Source organism: Streptomyces sp. NPDC043876 (assembly GCF_056435825.1).
Window position 1 is genome coordinate 474,411 of the sequence record NZ_JBWKDV010000007.1, and the last position, 24,277, is coordinate 498,687.

The 24,277-nt window shown below is 73.1% G+C and carries 21 protein-coding genes and 6 tRNA genes; 13 read left to right on the forward strand and 14 right to left on the reverse strand.

The annotated features are described in order from the left end of the window. The first annotated feature begins 186 nt into the window (after positions 1-186). Positions 187-393, forward strand: a complete 207-nt coding sequence (bldC, locus tag AC0693_RS24010; protein WP_003949541.1) for a developmental transcriptional regulator BldC — start codon at positions 187-189, stop codon at positions 391-393. 344 nt (positions 394-737) lie between these two features. Here the strand turns inward: bldC and AC0693_RS24015 are convergent, their stop codons facing one another. The 3 genes from AC0693_RS24015 to hrpA form a co-directional block, all read right to left on the reverse strand. Further along, complete coding sequence (locus AC0693_RS24015; protein WP_469319906.1) at positions 738-893, reverse strand: DUF6274 family protein; 156 nt, start codon at positions 891-893, stop codon at positions 738-740. A 130-nt stretch (positions 894-1,023) separates the two neighbouring features. After that, positions 1,024-1,097, reverse strand: a tRNA-Asp gene (locus tag AC0693_RS24020). 79 nt (positions 1,098-1,176) lie between these two features. After that, entirely contained in the window at positions 1,177-5,100 is a 3,924-nt protein-coding gene (gene hrpA / locus AC0693_RS24025; RefSeq protein WP_478802814.1) for an ATP-dependent RNA helicase HrpA, read from the reverse strand. Between the two features lie 118 nt (positions 5,101-5,218). Between hrpA and AC0693_RS24030 the strand changes: the two genes are divergently transcribed. The 3 genes from AC0693_RS24030 to AC0693_RS24040 are packed head-to-tail and all read left to right on the forward strand — an operon-like array spanning position 5,219 to position 7,242. Next, entirely contained in the window at positions 5,219-5,614 is a 396-nt protein-coding gene (locus tag AC0693_RS24030) for a hypothetical protein (RefSeq protein WP_469319904.1), read from the forward strand. Between the two features lie 60 nt (positions 5,615-5,674). Next, complete coding sequence (locus AC0693_RS24035) at positions 5,675-6,400, forward strand: DsbA family protein (RefSeq protein WP_478802815.1); 726 nt, start codon at positions 5,675-5,677, stop codon at positions 6,398-6,400. Beyond that, a complete protein-coding gene (locus AC0693_RS24040) occupies positions 6,397-7,242 on the forward strand; it encodes a cytochrome c biogenesis CcdA family protein (RefSeq protein WP_469330914.1) in 846 nt (281 codons plus the stop codon). Before AC0693_RS24035 ends, AC0693_RS24040 begins: the two co-directional genes overlap by 4 nt. Positions 7,243-7,278: 36 nt before the next feature. Here AC0693_RS24040 and AC0693_RS24045 read toward each other — a convergent pair. The 4 genes from AC0693_RS24045 to AC0693_RS24060 form a co-directional block, all read right to left on the reverse strand. Continuing rightward, positions 7,279-7,355: transfer RNA gene (locus AC0693_RS24045), tRNA-Phe, on the reverse strand. Between the two features lie 22 nt (positions 7,356-7,377). Continuing rightward, positions 7,378-7,451 (reverse strand) — tRNA-Asp (locus AC0693_RS24050). Positions 7,452-7,490: 39 nt separating this feature from the next. Beyond that, a tRNA-Glu gene (locus AC0693_RS24055) sits at positions 7,491-7,563 on the reverse strand. A gap of 120 nt (positions 7,564-7,683) precedes the next feature. Further along, complete coding sequence (locus AC0693_RS24060; RefSeq protein WP_330331644.1) at positions 7,684-8,034, reverse strand: metallopeptidase family protein; 351 nt, start codon at positions 8,032-8,034, stop codon at positions 7,684-7,686. Between the two features lie 101 nt (positions 8,035-8,135). Between AC0693_RS24060 and AC0693_RS24065 the strand changes: the two genes are divergently transcribed. From AC0693_RS24065 to AC0693_RS24085, 5 genes are all read left to right on the forward strand, one after another. After that, entirely contained in the window at positions 8,136-8,624 is a 489-nt protein-coding gene (locus tag AC0693_RS24065; protein ID WP_356403708.1) for a FluC/FEX family fluoride channel, read from the forward strand. After that, the gene (locus tag AC0693_RS24070; RefSeq protein WP_478802816.1) at positions 8,621-8,998 is read left to right on the forward strand and encodes a fluoride efflux transporter FluC; all 378 of its coding nucleotides are present in this window, start codon (positions 8,621-8,623) and stop codon (positions 8,996-8,998) included. Before AC0693_RS24065 ends, AC0693_RS24070 begins: the two co-directional genes overlap by 4 nt. Before the next feature lie 113 nt (positions 8,999-9,111). Continuing rightward, positions 9,112-9,660, forward strand: a complete 549-nt coding sequence (locus AC0693_RS24075) for a hypothetical protein (protein ID WP_478802817.1) — start codon at positions 9,112-9,114, stop codon at positions 9,658-9,660. A gap of 287 nt (positions 9,661-9,947) precedes the next feature. Next, entirely contained in the window at positions 9,948-12,317 is a 2,370-nt protein-coding gene (locus tag AC0693_RS24080) for a DEAD/DEAH box helicase (protein WP_478802818.1), read from the forward strand. 206 nt (positions 12,318-12,523) lie between these two features. Beyond that, complete coding sequence (locus AC0693_RS24085; RefSeq protein ID WP_469319898.1) at positions 12,524-12,895, forward strand: protease inhibitor I9 family protein; 372 nt, start codon at positions 12,524-12,526, stop codon at positions 12,893-12,895. Here AC0693_RS24085 and AC0693_RS24090 read toward each other — a convergent pair. From AC0693_RS24090 to AC0693_RS24105, 4 genes are all read right to left on the reverse strand, one after another. Further along, positions 12,879-14,093: a S8 family peptidase gene (locus tag AC0693_RS24090; protein ID WP_478802819.1), complete on the reverse strand. Its 1,215-nt coding sequence runs from the start codon at positions 14,091-14,093 to the stop codon at positions 12,879-12,881. The two genes, AC0693_RS24085 and AC0693_RS24090, sit on opposite strands and share 17 nt — an antisense overlap. A 156-nt stretch (positions 14,094-14,249) precedes the next feature. Then, entirely contained in the window at positions 14,250-15,461 is a 1,212-nt protein-coding gene (locus tag AC0693_RS24095; protein ID WP_469330901.1) for a S8 family peptidase, read from the reverse strand. A gap of 198 nt (positions 15,462-15,659) precedes the next feature. Then, a tRNA-Lys gene (locus AC0693_RS24100) sits at positions 15,660-15,732 on the reverse strand. A 187-nt stretch (positions 15,733-15,919) separates the two neighbouring features. After that, positions 15,920-16,510, reverse strand: coding sequence for a TetR/AcrR family transcriptional regulator (locus tag AC0693_RS24105; protein WP_478738358.1), 591 nt, complete (start codon positions 16,508-16,510; stop codon positions 15,920-15,922). 86 nt (positions 16,511-16,596) lie between these two features. On the opposite strand from AC0693_RS24105, the gene AC0693_RS24110 reads away from it, so the two are divergent. From AC0693_RS24110 to AC0693_RS24125, 4 genes are all read left to right on the forward strand, one after another. Further along, positions 16,597-17,091 carry an FBP domain-containing protein gene (locus AC0693_RS24110; RefSeq protein WP_468466847.1) on the forward strand — a complete coding sequence of 165 codons (495 nt, stop codon included), beginning with the start codon at positions 16,597-16,599 and terminating at the stop codon, positions 17,089-17,091. A 95-nt stretch (positions 17,092-17,186) separates the two neighbouring features. Then, positions 17,187-17,260 (forward strand) — tRNA-Met (locus AC0693_RS24115). Positions 17,261-17,464: 204 nt separating this feature from the next. Further along, positions 17,465-18,631, forward strand: coding sequence for a PP2C family protein-serine/threonine phosphatase (locus AC0693_RS24120; protein ID WP_469319920.1), 1,167 nt, complete (start codon positions 17,465-17,467; stop codon positions 18,629-18,631). Between the two features lie 293 nt (positions 18,632-18,924). Further along, positions 18,925-20,028: a M23 family metallopeptidase gene (locus tag AC0693_RS24125; protein WP_478802820.1), complete on the forward strand. Its 1,104-nt coding sequence runs from the start codon at positions 18,925-18,927 to the stop codon at positions 20,026-20,028. Here AC0693_RS24125 and AC0693_RS24130 read toward each other — a convergent pair. From AC0693_RS24130 to AC0693_RS24140, 3 genes are all read right to left on the reverse strand, one after another. Beyond that, positions 19,994-21,319 (reverse strand): PrsW family intramembrane metalloprotease, encoded by a 1,326-nt coding sequence (locus AC0693_RS24130; protein WP_478802821.1) that lies wholly within the window; start codon positions 21,317-21,319, stop codon positions 19,994-19,996. The two genes, AC0693_RS24125 and AC0693_RS24130, sit on opposite strands and share 35 nt — an antisense overlap. 103 nt (positions 21,320-21,422) lie before the next feature. Then, the gene (gene trmB / locus AC0693_RS24135) at positions 21,423-22,229 is read right to left on the reverse strand and encodes a tRNA (guanosine(46)-N7)-methyltransferase TrmB (RefSeq protein WP_469319892.1); all 807 of its coding nucleotides are present in this window, start codon (positions 22,227-22,229) and stop codon (positions 21,423-21,425) included. Positions 22,230-22,291: 62 nt separating this feature from the next. Continuing rightward, positions 22,292-24,010, reverse strand: a complete 1,719-nt coding sequence (locus AC0693_RS24140) for a sporulation protein (protein WP_478802822.1) — start codon at positions 24,008-24,010, stop codon at positions 22,292-22,294. Between the last annotated feature and the right edge of the window lie 267 nt (positions 24,011-24,277).

Here is a 24,277-nt window from a genome sequence, read left to right on the forward strand (position 1 = left end):
CTCGGAGGGCAATTCCATCGGTTTGGCCGACGAGGCTGGACAGATGGTGTAGTTGTAGTGCCGAGGACAAGCCGTTCGTCCTATAACCGACTCGGCCTTCGTCTGTCCATTTCGGGCAACGAGGGCCAAGGTGCAGAATTTAGAGGAAAGAACCGAGATGGTTCGGTTCTCCCGAGGAGGCCGCTCATGACCGCTCGCACCCCTGATGCCGAGCCGCTGCTGACCCCGGCTGAGGTTGCCACGATGTTCCGCGTGGACCCGAAGACGGTCACTCGCTGGGCCAAGGCTGGCAAGCTCACGTCCATCCGCACCCTGGGTGGGCACCGCCGCTACCGCGAGGCCGAGGTTCGCGCACTGCTCGCGGGAATTCCGCAGCAGCGCAGCGAAGCCTGAGGTACCGCAGCACAACGTTTTACCGGGTAGAAATCGGATCCCCCAATCCGACGAAACCCACCGCGCTTCATGCGGCCGGACCTGCCCCAACAGGTTCCCCAGCCGTCGGTCGCGCTGGACTCCGCCGGGTCCAGCGCGATCTTTTTTTATGCCCGGAAGGGGCGCGCGGGCCGCGGTCGGCGCCCCCCTGCGGTGGGGGTGCCATTGCACATATTAAATCGAAGGTGCGTATGTGCGTGATAAATGTGGGGGCCCCAAAAACTCGTGTGGTGACTCCCATCACAGCTAACAACTCTTGTACATCCGGCATTGCACCCCGTAATGGGGTCCTCCGGAGCTGGGCGTCAGCCGGCCGGGGGACCTTGGTCCCGCCGGGCCGCCTCCCGGGCGAGGCGCAGGAGCCGGTTGCAGACCAGGCAGTGGCGCCTGAGGTGGCGGCGTCCGCGCGAGGCCGCCAGATGGGCCTTCAGGAGCGCTCTGAGCTCGTCCCGGGCATTCATGAGGGGAAACCCGCCTCCCGTGCCTGTGGTGGCCGCAGGGGCCGCTGGGAGCCGCCACCGCGCCGGGCGTGTGTGCCGTGGAACGCGTCAGGGCCCGTATCCCTGGGGGATACGGGCCCTGACGTCACTGCGAACCTGACGGGACTTGAACCCGCGACCTCCACCTTGACAGGGTGGCGAGCTAACCAACTGCTCCACAGGTCCTCGTTCGCGGCCACTTGGTGGCTGCGAAACCGACTGTACAACAGCTCGGGGGGTGTGGTCTAACCCGATCACCGCGAGGTCACGGAACCAGGGCGTCGATCGCCTTCACGATGCGCTTGTCGGAGACCGGATGGGCCGTCCCGAGTGCGTGCGCGAAGTAGCTCACCCGCAGTTCCTCGATCATCCAGCGGATGTCCGTGACCGCCGTAGGCACCGGCCGCCCCTGGGGCAACTGCTCCAGCAGCCAGGCGTACTCGTCCTGCATCTCGTGCACCTTCTCCATGCGCGTGGTGTCGCGCTGGACGGAGGTCGGCATCTGCTGGAGCCGCCGGTCGGCCGCCACCAGATAGCGCATCAGATCGGGCAGCCGCCGCAGCCCGGTGAGGGTCACGAAGCCGGCCGGCACCAGGGCCGCCAGCTGCTTCTGCACGTCCTGGACGTTGCGGAGCAGGGTGGGGCTGTTCGTCGCCTTCAGCCGCCGCTCACAGGCCTGCCAGGCGGCCAGCACCTGCTGCACCTGGGTGACCGTGCGTACGGTCGTGTCCACCAGGTCCGTACGCACGGCGTCGTAGAGCTTGCGGAAGCCCGCCTCGTCCCAGGCGGGCCCGCCGTGGTCGGCGATCAGCTTGTCGGCCGCCGCCGTGGCGCAGTCCTCGAAGAGCGCCTGGACGGAACCGTGCGGATTGCGGGACAGGGCCAGCTTCGCCTGGTTGCCGAGCTTGTCGGACGCGAACTTCGCGGGGTTCACCGCGATGTTGAGCAGGATCAGCTTCCGGGTCCCGCGCCACATCGCGAGCTGCTGCTCGGCCTCGGTGTCGAAGAGGCGTACGTCGACGCTCGCGCCGGCGTCCACCAGGGCCGGGTAGGCCTTCACCGGCTGGCCCGCCCGGCGGGTCTCGAAGACCCTGGTCAGGGTGCCGATCGTCCAGTCCGTCAGCCCGGTCCGCTCGATGGTCTCGCCGCCCGCGCGCTCGGCGGTCGCCGCGGCGGCCTGGGAGAGGGCCTGGCGGGCCTTGGGCCGCAGCCGCAGCCGCAGCGCCTCCAGGTCCTTGTCCTCGGCGATGTTCCTGCGGCGCTCGTCGACGATCCGGAAGGTGATCTTCAGGTGGTCGGCGATCCGGCTCAGGTCGAAGTCCTCGGCGGTGACCGGCACGCCGACCATCCGCTTCAGCTCGCGCGCGAGCGTCACCGTCAGCGGCTCCTGGAGGGGCACGGCCGTGGCCAGGAAGCGGGTCGCGAAGTTCGGCGCGGGCACGTAGTGCCGGCGGATCGGCTTGGGCAGCGAGCGGATCAGCTCGGTGACGACCTCCTCGCGCAGCCCCGGGATCTGCCAGTCGAAGCCCTCGTCGGTGACCTGGTTCAGCACCGTCAGCGGGATGTGGACGGTCACGCCGTCCGCGTCCGCGCCCGGCTCGAACTGGTAGGTCACCCGGAACTTCAGCGGCCCCTGGCGCCAGGAGTCCGGGTAGTCGTCCTTGGTGACCCCGGCGGCCTTCTCGGTGAGCAGCATCTCGCGCTCGAAGTCGAGCAGCTCCGGCTCGTCCCGCTTCTTGTGCTTCCACCAGGAGTCGAAGTGCGCGCCCGAGACCACGTGCTCGGGGATCCGCTGGTCGTAGAAGTCGAAGAGGGTCTCGTCGTCGACCAGGATGTCCCGGCGCCGGGCCCGGTGTTCCAGCTCCTCGACCTCGGTCAGCAGCTTGCGGTTGTCGGCGTAGAACTTGTGGTGCGTGCGCCAGTCGCCCTCGACCAGGGCGTTGCGGATGAACAGCTCGCGCGAGACCTCCGCGTCGATCCGGCCGTAGTTGATCTTCCGCTGGGCGACGATCGGGACGCCGTACAGCGTGACCTTCTCGTACGCCATCACCGCCGCCTGGTCCTTCTCCCAGTGCGGCTCGCTGTACGTGCGCTTGATCAGGTGCTGGGCCAGCGGCTCGACCCACTCGGGCTCGACCTTGGCGTTGACCCGGGCCCACAGCCGCGAGGTCTCCACCAGCTCCGCCGACATGACGAACTTCGGCTGCTTCTTGAAGAGCGCCGAACCGGGGAAGATCGCGAACTTCGCCGACCGCGCGCCGAGGTACTCGTTCTTGTCGGTGTCCTTGAGCCCGATGTGCGACAGCAGGCCCGCCAGCAGCGACACGTGGATGTGCTGCTCCGGGGCGTCCGCTTCGTTGACGTGGATGCCCATGGTCTTGGCGACCGTGCGCAGCTGCGAGTAGATGTCCTGCCACTCGCGGATCCGCAGGAAGTTCAGGTACTCCTGCTTGCACATCCGGCGGAAGGAGCTGGAGCCGCGCTCCTTCTGCTGCTCGCGGACGTAGCGCCACATGTTCAGGAACGAGAGGAAGTCGCTGGTCTCGTCCTTGAAGCGGGCGTGGTGCTGGTCGGCCTGGGTCTGCTTGTCCGAGGGCCGCTCGCGCGGGTCCTGGATCGAGAGGGCGGCCGCGATGACCATGACCTCGCGCACGCAGTTGTTCTTGTCCGCCTCCACCACCATGCGGGCCAGGCGCGGGTCCACGGGCAGCTGGGACAGCTGGCGGCCCATCGGCGTGAGCCGCTTCTTGTGGTCTTTCTCCGCCGGGTCCAGCGCGCCCAGTTCCTGGAGCAGCTGCACGCCGTCGCGGATGTTGCGGTGGTCCGGCGGGTCGATGAAGGGGAACTTCTCGATCTCGCCGAGGCCCGCCGCGGTCATCTGGAGGATGACGGAGGCGAGGTTGGTGCGCAGGATCTCGGCGTCGGTGAACTCGGGCCGCGTGAGGAAGTCGTCCTCGGAGTACAGCCGGATGCAGATGCCGTCCGAGGTGCGGCCGCAGCGGCCCTTGCGCTGGTTGGCGCTGGCCTGCGAGATCCGCTCGATCGGCAGCCGCTGGACCTTGGTGCGGTGGCTGTAGCGGGAGATCCGGGCGGTGCCCGGGTCGATCACGTACTTGATGCCCGGGACGGTCAGCGAGGTCTCGGCGACGTTGGTCGCGAGGACGATCCGGCGCCCGGTGTGCTGCTGGAAGACGCGGTGCTGCTCGGCGTGCGAGAGGCGCGCGTAGAGGGGGAGCACCTCGGTGAACCGCAGGTTGCGTTTGTTGAGCGCGTCCGCCGTGTCGCGGATCTCGCGCTCGCCGGAGAGGAAGACCAGGACGTCGCCCGGGCCCTCGGACTGCAGCTCGTCCACCGCTTCGCAGATCGCGGTGATCTGGTCGCGGTCGCTGTCGTCGCCCTCCTCTTCGAGGAGCGGGCGGTAGCGCACCTCGACCGGGTACGTACGGCCGCTGACCTCGACGATCGGGGCGTCGCCGAAGTGCCGGGAGAACCGCTGGGGGTCGATCGTCGCCGAGGTGATGATCACCTTGAGGTCGGGGCGCTTCGGCAGCAGCGTCGCCAGGTAGCCGAGCAGGAAGTCGATGTTCAGCGACCGCTCGTGGGCCTCGTCGATGATGATCGTGTCGTACGCGCGCAGCTCGCGGTCCGTCTGGATCTCGGCGAGCAGGATGCCGTCCGTCATCAGCTTCACGAAGGTCGCGTCCTGGTCCACCTGGTCGGTGAACCGGACCTTCCAGCCGACCGTCTGGCCGATCTCGGACTTCAGCTCCTCGGCGATCCGCTCCGCGACGGTGCGCGCCGCGATCCGGCGGGGCTGGGTGTGGCCGATCATGCCCCGGACACCGCGCCCCAGCTCCATGCAGATCTTGGGGATCTGGGTGGTCTTGCCGGAGCCGGTCTCGCCCGCGACGATCACGACCTGGTGGTCGCGTATCGCCTCGGCGATCTCGTCCTTCTTCTGGCTGACCGGAAGGTTCTCGGGATAGGTGACCTCGGGCATCCGCGAGGCGCGCCCGGCCAGTCGCGCGGCGGCCTTCTCGGCCTCCGCGGCGATCTCGTCGAGTACGGCCTGCTTGGCCTCGGGCTTGCGGATACGGCGGGCGCCTTCGAGGCGGCGGCCGAGGCGGTGCGCGTCGCGGAGGGAGATCTCACCGAGAAGCGTCTGCAGGGCGGCGAAGGAAGTAGACATACCTGGTCGAGGATCTCACCCGTGGGCGTCGGGTGGCGAACGCATTTGTGGGGCGGCCCCGTACCATTTCCGGACGAGTCACCCCAAGAACCCCGGCCGAGTGAGTGAGAGGCCCGCCATGTCCCGCCCCGCCCCGCGCCAGTGGTGCCTGCTGGGCGCCGTGCTCGCGGTGCTGCTGGGGTGCCTGGCGCCGGTTGCGTCGGCGGCGCGGGCCGGATCCGGACCCGTGTACGGGTACGCCGCCGGGCCCGTCACGTCGCCTCCGAGCCGGGCCGCGGCCGTCCCGGAGGCGGTGCCCGCCGAGCGCGGGCCCTCCTGCTCCCCGGCGGACGCGGACCAGGGGCGGGTTCCGGCGGTGCCGCAGCGCCCGACCGGGGACCACGGCCACCCGCCGCTCGCGCGGTGCCTGCCGGAGCAGCCCTGGCACGGCAAGGGCGCGCCGCTGCGCGTGCTCGCGCGCGGGCCGGACCGGGTGGCGCCGGGGCCGCTGGAGCTGTCCGTGATGCGGGTCTAGGAGAACCGGTCCCGCCGGTCCCGCTTTCCTCCCCTTCACCCACCACTCCGGAGCACCTCCATGCCTTCCTCCGCGCGTTCCGCCCGCAAGCCCCTGCTCATCTCCGCCGGGGTCGCGCTCGCCGCCGTCACCCTCGGCCTCGTCTCCTGGCAGGCCACCGCCCCGAAGGACGCCACCGACTCCGGGTCCGCCCCGGCGTCCGCGCCCCGGGCCCCCGACGCCCGGGCCGAGCTGATGAAGCTGGCCCGCCGCGACGCGGCCGACAAGCTGACCACCGGCCGCGCCGACGCGCCCGTCGTCCTCATCGAGTACTCCGACTTCGCATGCGGTTACTGCGGCAAGTTCGCCCGCGACACCGAACCCGAACTGGTGAAGAAGTACGTCGAGGACGGCACCCTGCGCATCGAATGGCGCAACTTCCCGATCTTCGGCGCCGAGTCCGAGGCCGCCGCGAAGGCCGCGTGGGCCGCCGGACAGCAGGACCGGTTCGCCGCGTTCCACGCCGCCGCCTACGCCGAGGGCTCCAAGGAGAAGGGCTTCGGCGCGGCCCACCTGCGGGAGATCGCCCGGCAGGCCGGGGTCCCGGACCTGGAGCGCTTCGCGCGGGACAGCGCCGGCGAGCGGGCCTCCGCAGCGGTGCGCACCGACCAGGAGGAGGGCTACCGCATCGGCGTCACCTCCACCCCGTCCTTCCTCGTCAACGGGCAGCCGATCGCGGGCGCCCAGCCGGTGGAGGCCTTCACCGAGGCCATCGCCAGGGCCCAGCGGGCGGCGGCCGCGAAGTGACCGGCATCGGATACCTGGCCGCCCTGCTGGGCGGCCTCCTCGCGCTGCTCAGCCCGTGCAGCGCGCTGCTGCTGCCCGCCTTCTTCGCCTACTCCATCGACTCCGCGTCCCGGCTGCTGGCCCGGACCGGAATCTTCTACGCGGGGCTCGCGACCACTTTGGTGCCGCTGGGCGCGGCCGGCTCGTACGCGGGCCGCTTCTTCCACGGCAACCGGGACGCCCTGGTCCTCTTCGGCGGCTGGCTGATCATCGCGCTGGGCCTGGCGCAGATCCTGGGCCTCGGCTTCGCCTCGCGGCGCCTCACCGGCCTGTCCGGCCGGATCCGTCCGACGACCGCCCTGTCGGTGTACGCGCTGGGCGCGGTCTACGGGCTGGCGGGCTTCTGCGCGGGTCCGATTCTGGGCAGCGTCCTGACCGTCGCGGCGGTGAGCGGCAGCCCCGTCTACGGCGGCCTGCTGCTGGCCGTGTACGCGCTGGGGATGGCCCTGCCGCTGTTCCTGCTGGCCCTGCTCTGGGAGCGGTTCGACCTCGGGCGGCGCCGCTGGCTGCGCGGCCGGGTGGTCCGGGCCGGCCGCTTCGAGCTGCACACCACCACGCTGGCGTCCGGCCTGTTCTTCATCGCGCTGGGCGCGATGTTCCTGGCGTACGACGGGGCGAGCGCGCTGCCGGGGCTGCTGGACGTGGACGACTCGTTCGCCGTGGAGGAGTGGGTGCGGTCCGTCGCCGGCGCAGTGCCGGACTGGGCGCTGCTCGGGCTGATCGCGGCCGGGGCATCGGCCTTCGGCCTGGCGCGGTGGCGCCGCGCGGTCCGTACCGGTGAGGCGGCCGGGGGCGAGGGGTAAAGCAGAAGGCCCCGTCCGATGGACGGGGCCTTCTCGTGGTGGCTGGGGCCGGGGTCGAACCGGCGACCTATCGCTTTTCAGGCGATCGCTCGTACCAACTGAGCTACCCAGCCACGAAGCTCTCGCGAGCTTCAGCGAACCTGACGGGACTTGAACCCGCGACCTCCACCTTGACAGGGTGGCGAGCTAACCAACTGCTCCACAGGTCCTTGCTATGTGCGAGCGCAAGTCTCGCACATGGTGTTGCGTACCCCCAACGGGATTCGAACCCGTGCTACCGCCTTGAAAGGGCGGCGTCCTGGGCCACTAGACGATGAGGGCTAAAGGCCCGCCTAGGCACTTTCCAGCGCGTCGGGGACGTGAGAAGCATATGGGATCGGAGCGGCGATCGCCAAAACGGTTTCCCCCGGTCGGCGGCCGGGCCCCGCGGCGGGCGCGGCCTCAGCCCCAGCCCAGTTCGTGGAGGCGGTCGTCGTCGATGCCGAAGTGGTGGGCGATCTCGTGCACGACGGTCACGGCGACCTCGTGCACCACGTCGTCGGGCGCCTCGCAGTACCGCAGGGTCGGACCCATGTAGATCGAGATCCGGTCCGGCAGCACCCCGGCGTACCACTCGCCGCGCTCGGTGAGGGGCGTCCCCTCGTAGAGCCCGAGCAGTTCCGGGTCGTCCGCGGGGGGTTCGTCCTCCACGAACACGGCCACGTTGTCCATCACCCGGGTCAGCTCGGGCGGGATCCGGTCCAGGGCCTGGGCCACCAGCTCTTCGAAGTCGTCGCGCGTCATCTGCAGCACCCGCCCATTGTCCGGGAGGGACGCGCCCTCCGGGAGGGATGCGCCCCGGCGCGTGAGAATGGGCCCGTGGTGACAGTGGCGAGGTGTGCGGCGGGCGGCGGATGACCCGGCCGGCCGGGGGTTTCGAGGCGATCGACCCGGATGTCGACCTGCACGTGCCGGAGCAGCGCGGCGAGCCGCGGCTGCGCGTGCTCGCGGCGGTGGCGGCCGGCGGCGCGGCGGGCGCCTCGGCGCGCTACGGGGTCGGGCTGCTGTGGCCGGCGGCGCCCGGGGCCTTCCCGTGGGGGACGCTCTGGGTCAACGTGACGGGCTGCGCGCTCATCGGCGTCCTGATGGTGCTGATCAGCGAGGGCGGCCGGTCGGCGCACCCCCTCGTGCGGCCGTTCCTCGGGACCGGGGTGCTCGGCGGGTTCACCACCTTCTCCACCTACGCCGTGGACTTCGCCCGGCTGCTGGACGCCGGGGAGGCGGGGACCGCGCTGGCCTACGCCGGCCTCACGGTGGTGGCCGCGCTGGGCGCGGTGGCGGTGGCGGCCCGGGTGACGCGCCTCGCGGTGGCCGGCCGCGGCGCGGCCGGGGCGGTCCGGTGAACTGGCTCGCGGTGGTGCTGGGCGCGGTGGTCGGCGCCCCGCTGCGCTACCTGGCCGACCGCGCGGTGCAGGGCCGCCACGATTCCGTCTTCCCCTGGGGAACCTTCGCGGTGAACGCGGGCGCCTGCCTCCTGCTGGGGGCGCTGACGGGGGCGGTGCTCGACGGGGCGGCGTCCTCGCGGCTGAGCCTCTTCCTCGGGACGGGGCTGTGCGGGGCGCTGAGCACCTACTCGACCTTCTCCTACGAGACGCTCCGGCTGGCGGAGCGGGGCCAGGGGTTCCTGGCAGCGGCGAACGTGGCCGCGTCCGTGCTGGCCGGACTGGGCGCCGTACAGCTGGGCCTGCAGGTGGCGCGGGCGTACACCGGGGGCTGACCGAGGGGCGCGCGAGCCGGTGGCGCCGGGGGCGTGTCTCTTACGGGGCAAAGAGAGTTGGGCACATTGACCCGTTCACCACGGAACCCCGCCCAGCCCCGGAGGTGCCACCCGTGCGCCACTTGCCCGCTTCCGTCCGACTGGCCGTCGCCACGCTCGCGCTCGCGGCCTCGGCGGGCTGCATGAGCGTCGGCGACGACGCCGCCAAGCCCGGCGCCACCTCCCCCGCGGATCACCAGGGAGCCGCCTCCGGATCCGCGGGCGCCTCCGCCGGGGGCAAGAACGGCGGAACGCACGGCGGGGGGCACGACAAGAAGGACGCCGCGGGCGCCAAGGGCGCCGTCGTGGGCCCCGACGGAAAGGTTTTGCCACCGGGCGCCCCGGCCAGCCCGGGGGCCGTGGCGGCGGGCGTTCCCGGCGGTCCCTCGCCGTCCGCCGGGCCCGGGGCGTCCGCGGGCGGGGGCGCCGGCGGGCCGGTGGGACCGGGGCCCGGCCCCGGGACGCAGCTGCCGCCCTCGGCGGGCGGGACCACCGCCGGCTCGGGTGGGACGGGAGGGGGCACCGCGCCCTCTCCGGCGGCCAGTCCGTCCGATCCGGGTCCTGTGACTCCGCCCACTCCCTCCCCCTCCGCGGCGGACCCGTCGCCGTCGCCGGGGAGCTAGTCCGAAGCCCTCCTCCGGGTGGCTGAACGGGAGTGCGGAGGCTCGTACTCACGTTCGGCCGCATGGCATTCGGGCAGGTCAGAGGCCTCGTGGTCGAGGTGACTTGCCAGAGTGGGGGGAGGGTGCGTATGGTTATAGATCGTTTGATCCCATTGCCCGGCGCCGACTCCGAAGAGCGCCGCGTGGCGCGTACTCTCCCCTACCGTGGCTGACCGCATTGAGGCGGTCGATTTGCGATTCACGGAGTTTGGGCGCGTGCCGAGACTCCGGAAGGTTTCGCATTTCGCATGTCCATTTCCAGTTCTGACCGTGCCGTCATGCCCGAGAACGACTCCATCGAGGCCGTAGAGGCCGTCGGGAGCCCCGAAATCGTCGAGAGCACCGAGATCCTCGTGCTCGACGAGATCGTGACCGACTCCCTCGCCGCCGACATCGACGAAGCTTTTGAGGCCGAATTGACGACCGACCAGTCCATCGACGCCATCGCTGCCGACGAGGTTGCCGACGCCGAGCCCACGCTCACCTTCGGCGACCTCGGTCTGCCGGACGGCATCGTCCGCAAGCTCGCGCAGAACGGCGTCACCGCCCCCTTCCCGATCCAGGCCGCGACCATCCCGGACGCCCTGGCCGGCAAGGACATCCTCGGCCGTGGCCGCACCGGCTCCGGCAAGACCCTCTCCTTCGGTCTGCCGACCCTGGCCTCGCTGGCCGGCGGCACCACCGAGAAGAAGAAGCCCCGCGCGATCATCCTCACGCCGACCCGTGAGCTGGCCATGCAGGTCGCCGACGCGCTCCAGCCGTACGGCGACGTCCTCGGCCTGAAGCTCAAGGTCGTCTGCGGCGGTACCTCGATGGGCAACCAGATCTACGCCCTGGAGCGCGGCGTCGACGTCCTCGTCGCCACCCCGGGCCGTCTGCGCGACATCATCAACCGCGGCGCCTGCTCGCTGGAGAACGTCCAGGTCGCGGTCCTCGACGAGGCCGACCAGATGTCGGACCTGGGCTTCCTGCCCGAGGTCACCGAGCTGCTCGACCAGATCCCCGGCGGCGGCCAGCGCATGCTCTTCTCCGCCACCATGGAGAACGAGATCGGCACGCTCGTCAAGCGCTACCTGTCGAACCCGGTCACCCACGAGGTCGACAGCGCGCAGGGCAACGTCTCGACCATGACCCACCACGTCCTCGTCGTGAAGCCGAAGGACAAGGCGCCGGTCACGGCCGCGATCGCCGCCCGCAAGGGCCGCACGATCATCTTCGTCCGCACCCAGCTGGGCGCCGACCGCATCGCCGAGCAGCTCATCGAGTCCGGCGTGAAGGCCGACGCGCTGCACGGCGGCATGACGCAGGGTGCCCGCACCCGCGTCCTGGAAGACTTCAAGAAGGGCTACGTCAACGCGCTCGTCGCGACCGACGTCGCCGCCCGCGGCATCCACGTCGACGGCATCGACCTGGTCCTGAACGTGGACCCGGCCGGCGACCACAAGGACTACCTGCACCGCTCGGGCCGTACCGCCCGCGCCGGCAAGTCGGGCGTCGTGGTCTCGCTGTCGCTGCCGCACCAGCGCCGCCAGATCTTCCGGCTGATGGAGGACGCGGGCGTCGACGCCTCGCGCCACATCGTCGGCGGAGCCGGCGCGTTCGAGCCCGAGGTCGCCGAGATCACCGGCGCCCGCTCGCTCTCCGAGGTCCAGGCCGACTCCGCGAACAACGCCGCGAAGCAGGCCGAGCGCGAGGTCGCCGACCTCACCAAGCAGCTGGAGCGCGTCCAGCGCCGCGCCGTGGAGCTGCGCGAGGAGGCCGACCGCCTCGTCGCCCGTTCCGCCCGTGAGCGCGGCGAGGACCCGGAAGCCGCGGTGGCCGAGGTCGCCGAGGCAGCGGAGGCCGAGGTGGCGGCCGAGGCCGCGGCCGCGGCTGCCGCCGCCGAGGCGCAGGCCGTCCAGCGCCGTGACGACCGCGGCAACTTCGAGCGTCGCGACGACCGCGGCGAGCGCAGCGGCCGTGGCGGCTTCAACCGCGACGACCGCGGTGACCGCGGTGGCGACCGCGGCGGGTTCCGCTCCGGTGGCGACCGTCGTGACGAGCGTCCCTCGGGTGGCGGCTTCCGCCGCGACGACCGTCCGTCCGGTGGCTTCCGCTCCGGTGGCGACCGTCGTGACGAGCGTCCCTCGGGCGGTGGCTTCCGCCGCGACGACCGTCCCTCGGGCGGCTTCCGCTCCGGTGGCGACCGTCCCGCCGGTGGTGGCTTCCGTCGTGACGACCGTCCGTCCGGTTCCTTCCGCCGCGACGACCGCCCCTCCGGCGGCTTCAACCGTGACGACCGTGGCGGCGACCGCCCGGCCGGTGGCGGCTTCCGCCGCGACGACCGTCCCTCCGGCGGCTTCCGCTCGGGTGGCGACCGTCCGGCCGGTGGCGGCTTCCGCTCCGGTGGCGACCGTCCCGCCGGTGGTGGCTTCCGTCGCGACGACCGCCCCTCGGGTGGCTTCAACCGTGACGACCGCGGTGGCGACCGTCCCTCCGGCGGCTTCCGCTCCGGTGGCGGCGACCGCCCGTACGGCCGCCGTGACGACCACCGTCCGTCGGGCTCCGGCTCCGGCTCGTCCTTCGGCGGCGGCACCGCCCGTCGCGACGACAAGCCGCGCTGGAAGCGCAACGGCTGATCGTCGGCCCTAGTACCACCTGACGCCTGATCCAGGCGTCCGCTCGGCCCCCACGGCACTCCGGTGCGGTGGGGGCCGAGTGCGTTGCGGGGACCGTGTCCGGCACGGGAGTCGGCCGCGGGCTCAAGTTCCCGGGCCGTCCGGCCGAAGGAGCGGGGGCGGCCGGTTCCCTCCGGCCGACCGTCCGTCCGACCCGAGGAGTTCCCATGCGCCCGATCCTGCGTCCCGTGGTGGCCGCCGCCCTGCTGCTCGCCGCCCCCGTCGCGCTGGCGCCCGCCGCGTACGCCGCGGACGACGACCGGGGCACGGAGGCCGCCGCTCCCGAGGCCGACGGGCGGGGTGCGTACGTCGTCACCCTGGCCCCCGGCGCCGATCCCGGGCGGGTGATGCGCGAGACCGGCGTGGCCGAGCCCCGGTTCGTCTACCGGAGCACGGTGCGGGGCTTCGCCGCCGACCTGAGCGGGGCCCAGGTGGCGGCGTTGCGGGCGCACCCCGACGTCGCCGCGGTGGAGCGGGACGGCGGGGTGGCCGCGTCATCGGTGGAGCGGGTGGCGCCGGGGGCTACAGGCCGCCGGTGAAGAGGATCTGGTTGGGGGAGCTCTTGCTCACCTTGGACAGGACGTCCTTGGTGGCGTGGTCCTCCAGGTACTCGGCGATCTCGGCCGGGTCCGCCTTGGGGTGGGCCTGCTTGTAGAGGACGACGGCGCCGGTGACGTGCGGGGCGGCCATCGAGGTGCCGTTCTCGGAGACCGATCCGCCGCCGAGCTTCGCGGAGACGATGTCCTCCCCGGGGGCGTAGAGCGCGACGCAGGGGCCCCAGTTGGAGAAGTCGGTCTCTTCGTCGTACTTGTTGCTGGCGGCGACGGTCACGACCCGCTGGGCGGAGGCGGGGGAGACGAAGCCGCAGTCCTTGGAGTCGTTGCCGGCCGCGAGGACGGGGAGGACACCGGCGTCGGACAGGGCGGTCGCCGCGTCGTTGAGGCTCTGGGACTTGTCGCCGCCGAGCGAGCCGTTCAGGACGGCGGGCTGCTTGGCGTTCTTGGCCACCCAGTCCATCCCGGCGATCATCCCGGAGTACTCGCCCTTGCCCTCGCAGTTCAGGACCCGGACGCTGACGACGTTGGCCTTGGAGGCCACGCCGTAGGTCTTGCCCGCGACCGTGCCCGCGACGTGCGTGCCGTGGCCGTTGCAGTCCATGCCCTGCTTGCCGTCGCCCACGGCGTCGAAGCCGAAGCCGGCGCGGGTGTTGTCGGGGCCGCCGAACTCGGTGTGCTGGTAGTCGATGCCGGTGTCCAGGATGTAGGCGGTCACGCCCGCGCCGTTGCCCTCGGCGGTGAAGTTGCCGTCGAGCGGGAGCTTCTGCTGGTCGATCCGGTCCAGGCCCCAGAGCGCGGTCGGGCTGCGGCGAGTGGAGGGGGTCGCCGCGCGGTCCCACGCGGGCGAGGACACCTTCCCGTCCTCCTCCACGGACTTCACGCCGAGGCTGCTGCGGACGATGGTCAGCTGGAGCGGGGTCAGCGGGACGGCGAAGCCGTTCATCGCCTTGCTGTAGAGGAACTTCGGCTTCAGGCCCAGCTTCTTCGCCGCCGCGGCCGGGTCCACCGGCTTGTCGAGGGTGACGATGTACTGGCCGGGTACGGGATTGCCCGCGCGGACCAGCGGGGCCGGCTGCGGCTCCGGTGCGGCGGTGGACTGCGAGGCGCTCGCCAGCGGGGCGGCGAGGGCGAGGGCCGCGGTGACGGTGGCCGCGAGGGCGAACTTGGTGCGCGTGTTCATGCCGGGCAGAGGATCATGCAGAGACGATCACCACCTAGGACATTGCACGTGTCCGGCGGCGCGGCGTGAAGCGTCACCGCAATGCTGTGGGCCATCTGCCGCCAGATGCCCCGGCGGGGGCCGCCGGGGCTTTCGGACAGGTCTTGGACGGGCCCGCTACAGGCCGCCGGTGTGGAGCAGCCGGTTGGGGCTGCCCGGGGAGACCCGGGTCAACACCCCCTCGGTGGACTCGCGCAGGAGGAATCCGGCCACCTCCTCGGGCAGCGCGTTCGGCCGGGCCTGCTCGTAGAGGGCGGCGACACCGGCGGCGTGCGGGGAGGCCATCGACGTACCGTCCAGTGCCTCGCTGCCGCCGCCGAGCCTCGCGGAGACGATGGCCTCGCCGGGCGCGTACAGCTCCACGCAGCGGCCGTGGTTGGAGAAGGCGCTCTCCTGGTCCCGCCGGTTCGAGGCCCCGACCGTGAAGGCGCGCTCGGCCGAGGCGGGGGAGGTCAGGCAGGCGTCGTCCGCGTCGTTGCCCGCGGCGATGACCGGCAGGACGCCCGCGTCCGCGAGGGCGTTGACCGCCTGGTTGAGGGCGTCGGAGTAGTCCCCGCCGAGCGAGCCGTTCAGGACGGCGGGGTGCCGGGCGTTCGCCGCCACCCAGTCGATGCCGGCGATCATCCCGGCGTAGGAGCCCCTGCCGTCGCAGCCGAGGACCCGGACGCTGATCAGGTCCGCCTTGGGCGCCACCCCGTAGGTCCTGCCGCCGACCGTGCCCGCCACGTGCGTGCCGTGGCCGTTGCAGTCCATGCCGGCGCCCCCGTCGCCCACCGCGTCGAAGCCGAAGGTGGCGCGCCCGCCGTCGAACTCCTCGTGCGCGTAGTCGATTCCGGTGTCCAGGATGTAGGCGCTCACCCCGGCGCCGTCGTGCCGGGCGTCGTAGCGGCCGTCGCCCGTGCCCTGGTCCGCGTTCCAGTTCCGCTGGTCGATCCGGTCCAGGCCCCAGGAGGCGGCCGGTGCCCGGGTGCCCGGCTCGGTGACCGGCCGCGGCGGGCGCGCGACCTCGGCGTCCTGCTCGACGGCCTTCACGCCCGGGCTCACCCGGACGCTCTCCAGCTGGTCCGGGGTCAGCGTGACGGCGAAGCCGTTGAGGGCCTTGCGGTAGACGAACGCCGGCTTCACCCCCAGCCGCTCCGCGACCGCGGCCGGGTCCGCGCCCTTGTGCAGGATCACGATGTAGCTGCCGGGCACGGGGTGCGGCGCGCTGGACAGGGGGGCCGGGGTCGGTTCGGGCGCGGCCGCGGACGGCGAGGCGGTCGCCGCCGGGGCGGCGAGTGCGAGCGCCGCGGCGACGGCGGCGAGCACGAGCGTGGTGCGAGTGGTCATGGCGGGCAGGGCATCATGCGCGAACGGTCATCGCCTACGACATTTTTCCGGTGTCCCCGCGAGGACCCGCAGCATCACCGCAATGCGCCCGGCCCACTGCTCCGGGCGGGTCGCCGCCCGGGTCCGTACGGGCCCCGGAGCGCGGGAACGACGGAGCGCCCCACCCGGCCGGAACCGGGTGGGGCGCTCGGTGAGCGGTAGGCCATGTCGGACTCGAACCGACAACCAACGGATTAAAAGTCCGCTGCTCTGCCAATTGAGCTAATGGCCCGCGGAGTGCTCACCCCAGAGCATAGCCGCAGAGGGGCGCGGGACCGATCGGGTATCACCCGGAGCGGCTCCGGCGGTTTCCTGCCACGGCCCGTGCCGGTGAAGGGGCGGGCGGGCGCGGCCGGTTCGGCGGCGTCGTGCAGCGCGGAGCCGCGGCCGGGTGCCAAACGCGGGGTGCCGGAGGCGAGTTAGGGCTGCCGCGCGGCCGGGTCCGTACGGGGCCAGTTGACCAGCAGGGTGTGCAGGGCGGCGGTGATCCGGGCCCAGGACCGCGGGACGGGGCGCGGGTGGCCGAAGGAGCCGGTGGCCTCCAGGGCGGCGAAGCCGTGGAAGGTGCTGCGCAGGAGTCGGACCGCGTCGGTGAGGTCGGGTTCGGGCAGCGCGTACGCGTGCAGCATCGACGTGGTGAGTTCGATCATCCGCAGGTGCCCGGGCGAGGCGGCGACCACCTCGGGCGGCAGCCGCAGCTGGGTGGCGGCGTACCCGCCGGGGTGTTCGAGGGCGTAGGCCCGGTAGGCGTCGGCGAAGGCGGTCAGCGCCTGCTCCCCGGCCCGGCCGGCCAGTGCCTCGCCGAGCCGGTCGGCGAACTGGGCGGCGGAGCGCACGGCGAGGCGGGCGCGCAGGTCGTCGAGGCCGCGGATGTGGGAGTACAGGCTGGCGTCCTTGACGCCGAAGCCGCGGGCGAGGGCGGAGACGGTGACCTGGTCGAGGCCCGCGGAGTCCGCGAGGGCGGCGGCCGCTTCGACGATGCGGTCGGGGGTGAGGCCTGCTCGGGACAAAGGGGTGACTCCTCGGGTTCCTCGGGATCTGGCGAAAGCCGTTAATGATTTGCCTAGATGCTCTAGGCAACCCTAGCGTGGGTCCCATGAAGGCACTGACCGAGAAGGACATCCGGGGCTCGTTCGTGAACTGCTCCAAGGGCGAGGCGGCCCGCATACCGCTGCCCCGGGACCTCGCCGCCCGGCCGTGGGAGGACCTCGACTTCCTCGGCTGGCGCGACCTGTCCGCCCCCGACCGCAGCTACCTGGTCACCGGCGGCGCCGACGGCGGCCGGCCCGTCGGGGTGACGCTGCGCTTCGCGACCGTCAAGCGCGGGGCGCTGCACCGCAGCATGTGCGGCCTGTGCCTGACCCTCCACCCGGGCGGCGGGGTCTCCCTGATGACGGCACGCAAGCGCGGCAAGGACGGCCGCGAGGGGAACTCGCTCGGCCTCTACATGTGCACCGACCTGGCCTGCTCGCTCTACGTGCGCGGCAAGAAGCTGCCGGAGGCGGGCGGGCGGTTCGAGGAGACCCTCACCGTCGAGGAGCAGATCGAGCGGATGACGGGCAATCTGACCGGGTTCCTGGACCGGCTGTGACAGGGGTGGTGACGGCGGCTCCGGGGGGCGTCCGGCGGCCCGGCCGATAAGTGGTCGGAGGGCCGCCCCGGATGGCGTAGAGTTGGGTTTACCGACGCGGGGTGGAGCAGCTCGGTAGCTCGCTGGGCTCATAACCCAGAGGTCGTAGGTTCAAATCCTGCCCCCGCTACGAAAGCCCTCAGGGGCGATGACGAAGGCCCGGATCCTCACGGATCCGGGCCTTCGTCGTTCCCGGACCGCGTGGCCGCGCCCGTTTCACCCGGACGGCTCCGGCCGGTTCGCCGCCTGCTCCCGCGGCCCGCACCCTTGAGGGGCGGGGCGGCAGCGGCCCGCGCCCGTGTGAGGGAGCCGGCAGGAGAAGACCTTGGTGGGGCTGGGGCAGCGGGACGACTCCCACGGCGCGGGAACCAATGGCGCGACCCGGCTGGCCCGGCGCATCGTCCGCGTGCTCCCGGCGGTCCTGGTCGTCCTCGGCCTGGTCTTCGACCTGCTCACCCCGCCCAGCTACACCGGCTCGCCCTTCTTCTCCGCCGCCCCGCTGGTCGCGGCGCCGCTCTTCTCCCTCGGGACGACCCTGCTGACCGGCGCCCTCGCCTCGCTGGCGGTGGTCGCGCTGCACGTCTACAACGGCACCACCTGGCAGGGCGAGGCCCTCACCGAGCTGGTGACCGTCCTGACCGTCTCCGGATTCGCCCTGCTCATCAACCGGGTGGTCCGGCGCAGCGGGGCCCGGCTCGCCTCCGCGCGCGGAATCGCCGAGGCGGCGCAGCGCGCGGTCCTGCCCACCCCCGCCGAGCGGATCGGGGGGCTGCGCATCGCCGCCCGGTACGAGGCCGCGGAGGCCGACGCGTTCATCGGCGGGGACCTGTATGCCGTCCAGGACACCCCGTACGGCGTGCGGCTGGCCGTCGGTGACGTACGGGGCAAGGGGCTGGGCGCGGTGGAGGCGGTGGCGGTGGTCCTCGGCGCCTTCCGGGAGGCGGCCGAGCAGGAGCCCGCGCTGGAGGGGGTGGCCCGGCGGCTGGAGCGGGCGCTGGCCCGGGAGGGCGTGCGGCGCGACAGCCTGGACGCCTTCGAGGGGTTCACCACCTGTGTGCTGGCCGAGATCCCGCGCGGTACGGGGCTGCTGCGGATCGTGAACCGGGGTCACCCGGAGCCGCTGCTGCTGGGCCCCGACGGTTCCGTGGCGCCGCTGTACCCGGCGGAGGCGGCGATGCCGCTGGGCATGGGGCAGCTGGGCAGCTGGCCGGACCGGGCGGACGAGTGGGCCTTCCCGGTGGGCGCGACCCTGCTGCTGTACACCGACGGGCTGAGCGAGGCGCGTGACCGGGCGGGGGAGTTCTACGATCCGCCGGCCCGCTTGCGGGGGCGGGTCTTCCCGGGACCCGAGGAGGTGCTGGACGCGCTCACCACCGATGTGCGCCGCCATACCGGGGGCGGGGCAACGGACGACATGGCGCTGCTGGCGGTGGCCCGGCCGGGCGGGGGCCGTTCGGGCCGGCGGCGGACCGTACCGGCCGTTCCGCACGAGCGGGCCTGACGGTGCGTGAGGGGAAAGGGGGCCCCGCATCGGCAATTGACGGCCCGTCATGAGATGTGGGTGGCTGGAGATGCGCGGGTGGGTGCACCCATTCGCCCGGTCTCGTCATGTATTGAGGCGGAAAGTCAAGGCCAAAGCTGCGCGGTGGGTGGCTGATTGGCGTGAACGATCAATCGCAACTGCTTGGAATCACTCCCTCGCGTCTATTACCGTTCGATAACGCAGCGCGGTCGCCACCGCCGTCGCAAGAGACGGCACAGTGCGCGTGCGCGGATTTCGAGGAGTGTGCCCCGGTGCCGTCCCAACTGCCCGCCCCCGACGGCGTCGACATCCAGGAGGCGCCCACCGCCGGTGCCTGGGGCGAGTGGAACCCGACCGAGGACTCGGCCCGCCCGGTGCGCGGAAAGCACCGCGTGGCGCGCCAGCGCGGCAGTCTGGCCCGCAGCTCCACCGTGCTCGGGGTCGGCGTCATCGCGGCCGTCGGCGCGGGCGGGATCGCCACCGCGCAGGACCGCCCACAGGTCGGGATCAGCATCCCGTCACTGAGCGACCTCGGCGGCCTCGGCGGCCCCGGCGAGGCGTCGGAGCAGGCCGCGGAGGGCTCCGCGAACGGCATCGTCCAGGGCCGCGACCAGGCCGCGGACCAGGCGCAGCCGGCCGCCGGGCCGGGGCACGTCCGGCAGGCCGCCGGTTTCGACCCGGGCGAGGTGCTGCGCCACCGGATCCTCCAGCAGGCCGAATCCCAGCAGGACGCCGCAGCGGCCGCCGCGGGGGCGGAGAGCGAGCGGGCCGCGCGGCAGGCCGCCGCCGAGGAGGCCGGGCAGAAGCGGGCCGCCGCCGAGGAAGCCGCCCGCACCGCCGCGGAAGCGGAGGCCAAGGCCCGCGAAGAGGCGGAAGCGGCCGCCGCCGCGGCGGCGCGGCGGGCGGCGGACGCCGTGCCGGCCGGTGCGCCCGCCTCCGCCGGTGCGCCCGCCCCGTCCGGCTCCGCGGCCCCGGCCACGGGTGGCTACGCCCTCCCGACCTCGGCCTACACCCTCACCTCCCACTACGGCGACGCCGGTTCCATGTGGTCCTCCGGGATGCACACCGGCCTCGACTTCGCCGCCCCGACCGGCACCCCCGTCAAGGCGGTGCACGGCGGCACGATCACCTCCGCGGGCTGGTCCGGCGCGTACGGCTACCGGATCGTGCTCCGCCTCGCCGACGGCACCGAGGTCTGGTACTGCCACCTTTCCTCGATGTCGGTGACCGCCGGCCAGGTGGCGACCGGCGACACGATCGGCCGGGTCGGCGCCACGGGCAACGTCACCGGCCCCCACCTCCACCTGGAAGTGCGTACGGACGGTCAGACGCGGGACCCGCTCACCTGGCTGCGGGGCAAGGGTCTGGCTGTCTAGGCCGCCGGGCAGCCGGAACGGGCACGGGCAGCGGTACCCGCACCTGAGCCGGCACCCGGACGAGCGTGCGCCCCGCGCTCGTCGTCCGCAGCGGCGGCGCCGCGTAGAGCTGCTCCATGACGGCCGCCCGGGCCAGCGCGGGCGCCGCGGCCGCCCGGCCCCGCAGCAGCCGCTCCAGCAACTCCCGCTCCCGGGCGGCGAAGTCCGCCGCCCGGCGCGGACCGCCGGTACGGGCCTCGTCGCGCAGCAGGGCGAGGGCCGCCGCGTCCGCCGTGTAGGCCGCGACCACCCGGGCCGCCGGCCGCCCTCCCGTACTGCGGGCCAGCGCGCGGGCCAGTGACCTCGCCGGCACCGACGCGAGCGCGGGCACCTCGGCCGGGCCCAGCCAGCCCGCCCCCGCGTACACCCTCAGCTCGCGGTCGACCGTACGCAGCTGCCCGCGCCGCAGCCGCACGGCCAGCCACACCAGCGCGGCGAAGGCGGGCACCATCACGGAGCCGTAGACGACGTAGAAGCCGTACGCACCCAGCTCGGACGAGCTGTTCCACAGGGCGTGCGCGGCCATGGCGAGGGCCAGCCCGAGCGGCGGCAGCCCGGCCCGCACCCCACGGCGGGTGCTGCGCGCGGCCGCGCCCAGGCCGAGCCCGGTCAGCGCGGTGAACAGCGGGTGGGCGAACGGCGACAGCATGATCCGGACGAAGAAGGTGGCCGCGGTCATGGAGTCGAGCACGCTGGTGCCGCTGCCGAGGTCCTCGCCGAAGGCGTTGCCGAGGTAGAGGATGTTCTCGGTGAAGGCGAAACCGGTGGCGGTGAACCCGGCGAGGACCAGGCCGTCCGCGGGACCGGTGAAGTGCCGTCTTCGGAAGACGAACACCAGCAGCGGGGCGGCGCCCTTCGCGCACTCCTCCACGACGGGGGCGATCGCCACCGAGCCGAGCTGGTCGGCGGCGGAGGGGTCGGTGGCCGCCGCGGCCATCCACTCGGTAGCGAAGTCGTTGGCCACTATGGCGATGAGGGCGGCCGTGCAGGCTCCCCACCCGGCGCAGAACAGCAGCCGCGACCAGGGCAGCGGCGCGGCCCGGCCCAGCCACCGGAACGCCGCCATGAGCGGGGCCACCGGCAGCAGGGCCAGGCCGAGGCCGACGAAGAACCCGGCGGTGCCCGTCTGTTCCCGGACGAGCTCCAGGATGGCCACGCCGGACAGCGCCACGCAGGAGAGCAGGACGACGAGCACGCACGTGCGGACCGCGCCCGACGGACGTGCGAGCACACCGGGGAGCGCTCGGAACACGTCATCACCCTAGCGAGCGGGTCCGACACGCGCAGTGACGTTCGCTGTTCTCCCCGTTACGGGGTACAGCCGCGCGGGGCAACCGGGGTGCGGGAGAGGGGTGTTACGGGACGCGGCGGAAGAGAAGGTCGCGGACGACGTGCCCCTTGTCCAGGCCCTGGCCCTCGAACCGGGTCAGCGGCCGGAAGGCGGGGCGCGGCGCGAAGCCGCCGTCCGGCCGGGTGTTCTCGAACCGGGGGTGCGCGCCGAGGACGTCGAGCATCTGCTCGGCGTACGGCTCCCAGTCGGTCGCGCAGTGCAGTACGGCTCCGGGCGCCAGCCGGGTCGCCGCCAGGTCGAGGAACTCGGGCTGGATCAGCCGCCGCTTGTGGTGGCGGGCCTTGGGCCACGGGTCCGGGAAGTACACGCGCATCCCGGCGAGGGAGTCCGGCGGCAGCATCTCGCGCAGCAGGATGATCGCGTCGCCGTTGGCGACCCGGACGTTCTCCAGGCCGCCCCGCTCGGCCAGCGCGAGGAGGTTGCCCTGCCCGGGCGTGTGCACGTCGACGGCGAGGATCCCGGTGTCCGGGTCGGCGGCGGCCATCTGCGCGGTGGCCTCGCCCATGCCGAAGCCGATCTCCAGGACGACGGGGCGGCCGTCGAAGAGCCGGCCGAGGTCGATGACCTCGTGCCCGTCGATGTCCAGCCCCCAGGTCGACCACTTCCGGCGCAGCGCCTCGCCCTGGCCGGTGGTCACCCGGCTGCGGCGCGGCTGGAAGCTGCGGATCCGCCGCTCGTGGTGCGACCCCGCCGGATCGGGCGCCGGCCCGTCGGGAAAACGGGGCTCCGTGCGCCAGCGCGGCGGAACGTGGGAAGCCGCCCCCTCGGGGGCGTCGGGGGTACCGGGCTGCGGATTCAGAGACTCAGACACAATGCCCCGATTCTACGACCCGCCGCCCCCCGCCCGCCTCGGCGCGGCGCCGCGCGGGGGCGCTACGCGGGCGTGACCAGTAGCGGCCGGGCCCGTTCGCGCAGCTCGGCGACGCGCGGCTCGTCCCCGTACGGTTCCAGCCGGTGCAGCAGGTCCCGTACGTACTCGGTGGTCCGCGCCGAGGAGATCCGGCCCGCGACCTCCACGGCCCGGGTCCCGGCCGCGCACGCCGCGTCGAGGTTGCCCGACTCCAGCTCGGCCACCGCGCTCACCACCAGCCGCAGCCCGTGCGAGCGCACGTACTCCTCGGTGGGGCGGGACAGCGCCTGCTCGGTGAACCGGCGCACCTGCCGGGGCAGTTTGAGGTCCCGGTAGCACTCCGCCGCGTCCGCCGCGAACCGGTCGTACGAGTAGAAGCCCAGCCACGTCGGGTCCGGGTCCCCCTCCCGCGCCCGCTCCAGCCAGCCCTCCGCCGCCCGCAGCGCGGCGCCGGCCGCCACCGGATCGCCCGACTTGGCGTGCGCCCGGGCCTCCACCAGCCGGAAGAAGCTCATGGTGCGGGCGGTGGCCAGACCCCGGTTGCGTTCCACGGCGGCCTGCGCGAGGTCCACGCCCTCGTCCGGGAAGTCCCGGTAGGTGGCCTGGAGGGACATCGAGGCCAGGACGTACCCGCCGAGCGGCACGTCGGCGGCCGCCCGGGCCAGGCGCAGCGCCTGGATGTAGTAGCGCTGGGCGGCTTCCTGCTGGCCGGTGTCGAAGGCCATCCACCCGGCCAGCCGGGTCAGTTCGGCGGTCGCGCCGAACAGGGCCCGGCCCACCTCGTCCGTGTAGGAGCCCAGCAGCAGCGGGGCCGCGTCCACCCGCAGGCACTCCGGCACCATCGAGGAACGCCAGTCGCCGCCGCCGTACTTGGAGTCCCAGCGGCGCGCGTCCTCGGCCGCCTCGCGCAGCTTGGTCACATCGCTGTGGCCGACCCGCTGCGGGGTGGGGTCGGGGGCGTGCGCGGCTGTCGACTGACCGGGGGCGCGGGGCGTTTCGGGGCCGGAGCGCGCGGGCACAAAGGAGGACGGTAACGCCGCGCCCGGGGCTGCCGGACCGCCCGGAGCGCCATCCGCGGCGTCCGTGGAACCCGCAGCGCCCGCAGTGCTCCCGACGACCGCAGTGCCCGCAGCGCCCCCGACGGCCGCGGCGCCGCCCGTAGGACCCGCGGCACCCGCCGTGCCCGTACCGCCAGTACCACCCGTACCGCCCGTACCGCCCGTACCGCCCGCCGTACCGCCCGAGAGAAGGGGGGCCGCCGTCGTGGACTCACGCGCGACCGAGCCGTCCGCCGGAGATATCAGCCAGCGCGAGGCGGGCGTCGCGTACGCCGCCACGGAGAAGGATCCGGCCAGGGACTGCCAGATACCGCCGCCCCCGCGCCGCCCCGCGAGGTCCAGCCGGTAGAGGTCGGTGGCCGAGCGCACCGCCGCCCCCACGTCGCGCGGGAAGGCCAGGCCCACCTCGGGCGCGGGGTCCGCGTCCGCCAGCCCGATCTCGTGCAGCGGTACCGGCCGCCCCAGCTTGGCGCCGATCGCGGCGGCGATCAGATGGGGCGCCGCGCCCTGCGGCACCATCCCCTTGGACACCCACCGGGCGACCGAGGTCTTGTCGTACCGGAGCGTCAGTCCGCGCTGCGCTCCCAGGTCGTTGACCCGCCGGGCCAGCCCCGCGTTGCTGATGCCCGCGAGGGCGAGGACGGCGCCGAGCTTCTCGTTCGGCTCACGGAGCTCCCTGGACATGCGCCACCCCTCGTCACACACGTGGAACGCAGACCGTCATCGGGGCATAGGCGCCCGGCAACGTAAACCCAGCGTAGTTCGCCGCATCCCAAGCGTTAAGGGCCCGCCTTCCGGATGGCGAGATTGTTGTCCGTGCGCACAGTCGTGGCCGGGGTCGTACCCGGGGCGCACGTGTCAGCGCGTGCTCCGCCCGTGTGGCCGTGCGCCCGCCCGTGCGCTCTGGCCCGCCCCGGGGTCCGGCGATTCGATGTGCGGTGCGTGGGTCGG

Excerpts from the sequence above, each read along its gene's own strand:
- bldC (WP_003949541.1), top strand. The coding sequence starts at position 187 with ATGACCGCTCGCACCCCTGATGCCGAGCCGCTGCTGACCCCGGCTGAG.
- AC0693_RS24015 (WP_469319906.1), bottom strand. The coding sequence starts at position 893 with ATGAATGCCCGGGACGAGCTCAGAGCGCTCCTGAAGGCCCATCTGGCG.
- hrpA (WP_478802814.1), bottom strand. The coding sequence starts at position 5,100 with ATGTCTACTTCCTTCGCCGCCCTGCAGACGCTTCTCGGTGAGATCTCC.
- AC0693_RS24030 (WP_469319904.1), top strand. The coding sequence starts at position 5,219 with ATGTCCCGCCCCGCCCCGCGCCAGTGGTGCCTGCTGGGCGCCGTGCTC.
- AC0693_RS24035 (WP_478802815.1), top strand. The coding sequence starts at position 5,675 with ATGCCTTCCTCCGCGCGTTCCGCCCGCAAGCCCCTGCTCATCTCCGCC.
- AC0693_RS24065 (WP_356403708.1), top strand. The coding sequence starts at position 8,136 with ATGACCCGGCCGGCCGGGGGTTTCGAGGCGATCGACCCGGATGTCGAC.
- AC0693_RS24080 (WP_478802818.1), top strand. The coding sequence starts at position 9,948 with ATGTCCATTTCCAGTTCTGACCGTGCCGTCATGCCCGAGAACGACTCC.
- AC0693_RS24085 (WP_469319898.1), top strand. The coding sequence starts at position 12,524 with ATGCGCCCGATCCTGCGTCCCGTGGTGGCCGCCGCCCTGCTGCTCGCC.
- AC0693_RS24090 (WP_478802819.1), bottom strand. The coding sequence starts at position 14,093 with ATGAACACGCGCACCAAGTTCGCCCTCGCGGCCACCGTCACCGCGGCC.
- AC0693_RS24095 (WP_469330901.1), bottom strand. The coding sequence starts at position 15,461 with ATGACCACTCGCACCACGCTCGTGCTCGCCGCCGTCGCCGCGGCGCTC.
- AC0693_RS24110 (WP_468466847.1), top strand. The coding sequence starts at position 16,597 with ATGAAGGCACTGACCGAGAAGGACATCCGGGGCTCGTTCGTGAACTGC.
- AC0693_RS24140 (WP_478802822.1), bottom strand. The coding sequence starts at position 24,010 with ATGTCCAGGGAGCTCCGTGAGCCGAACGAGAAGCTCGGCGCCGTCCTC.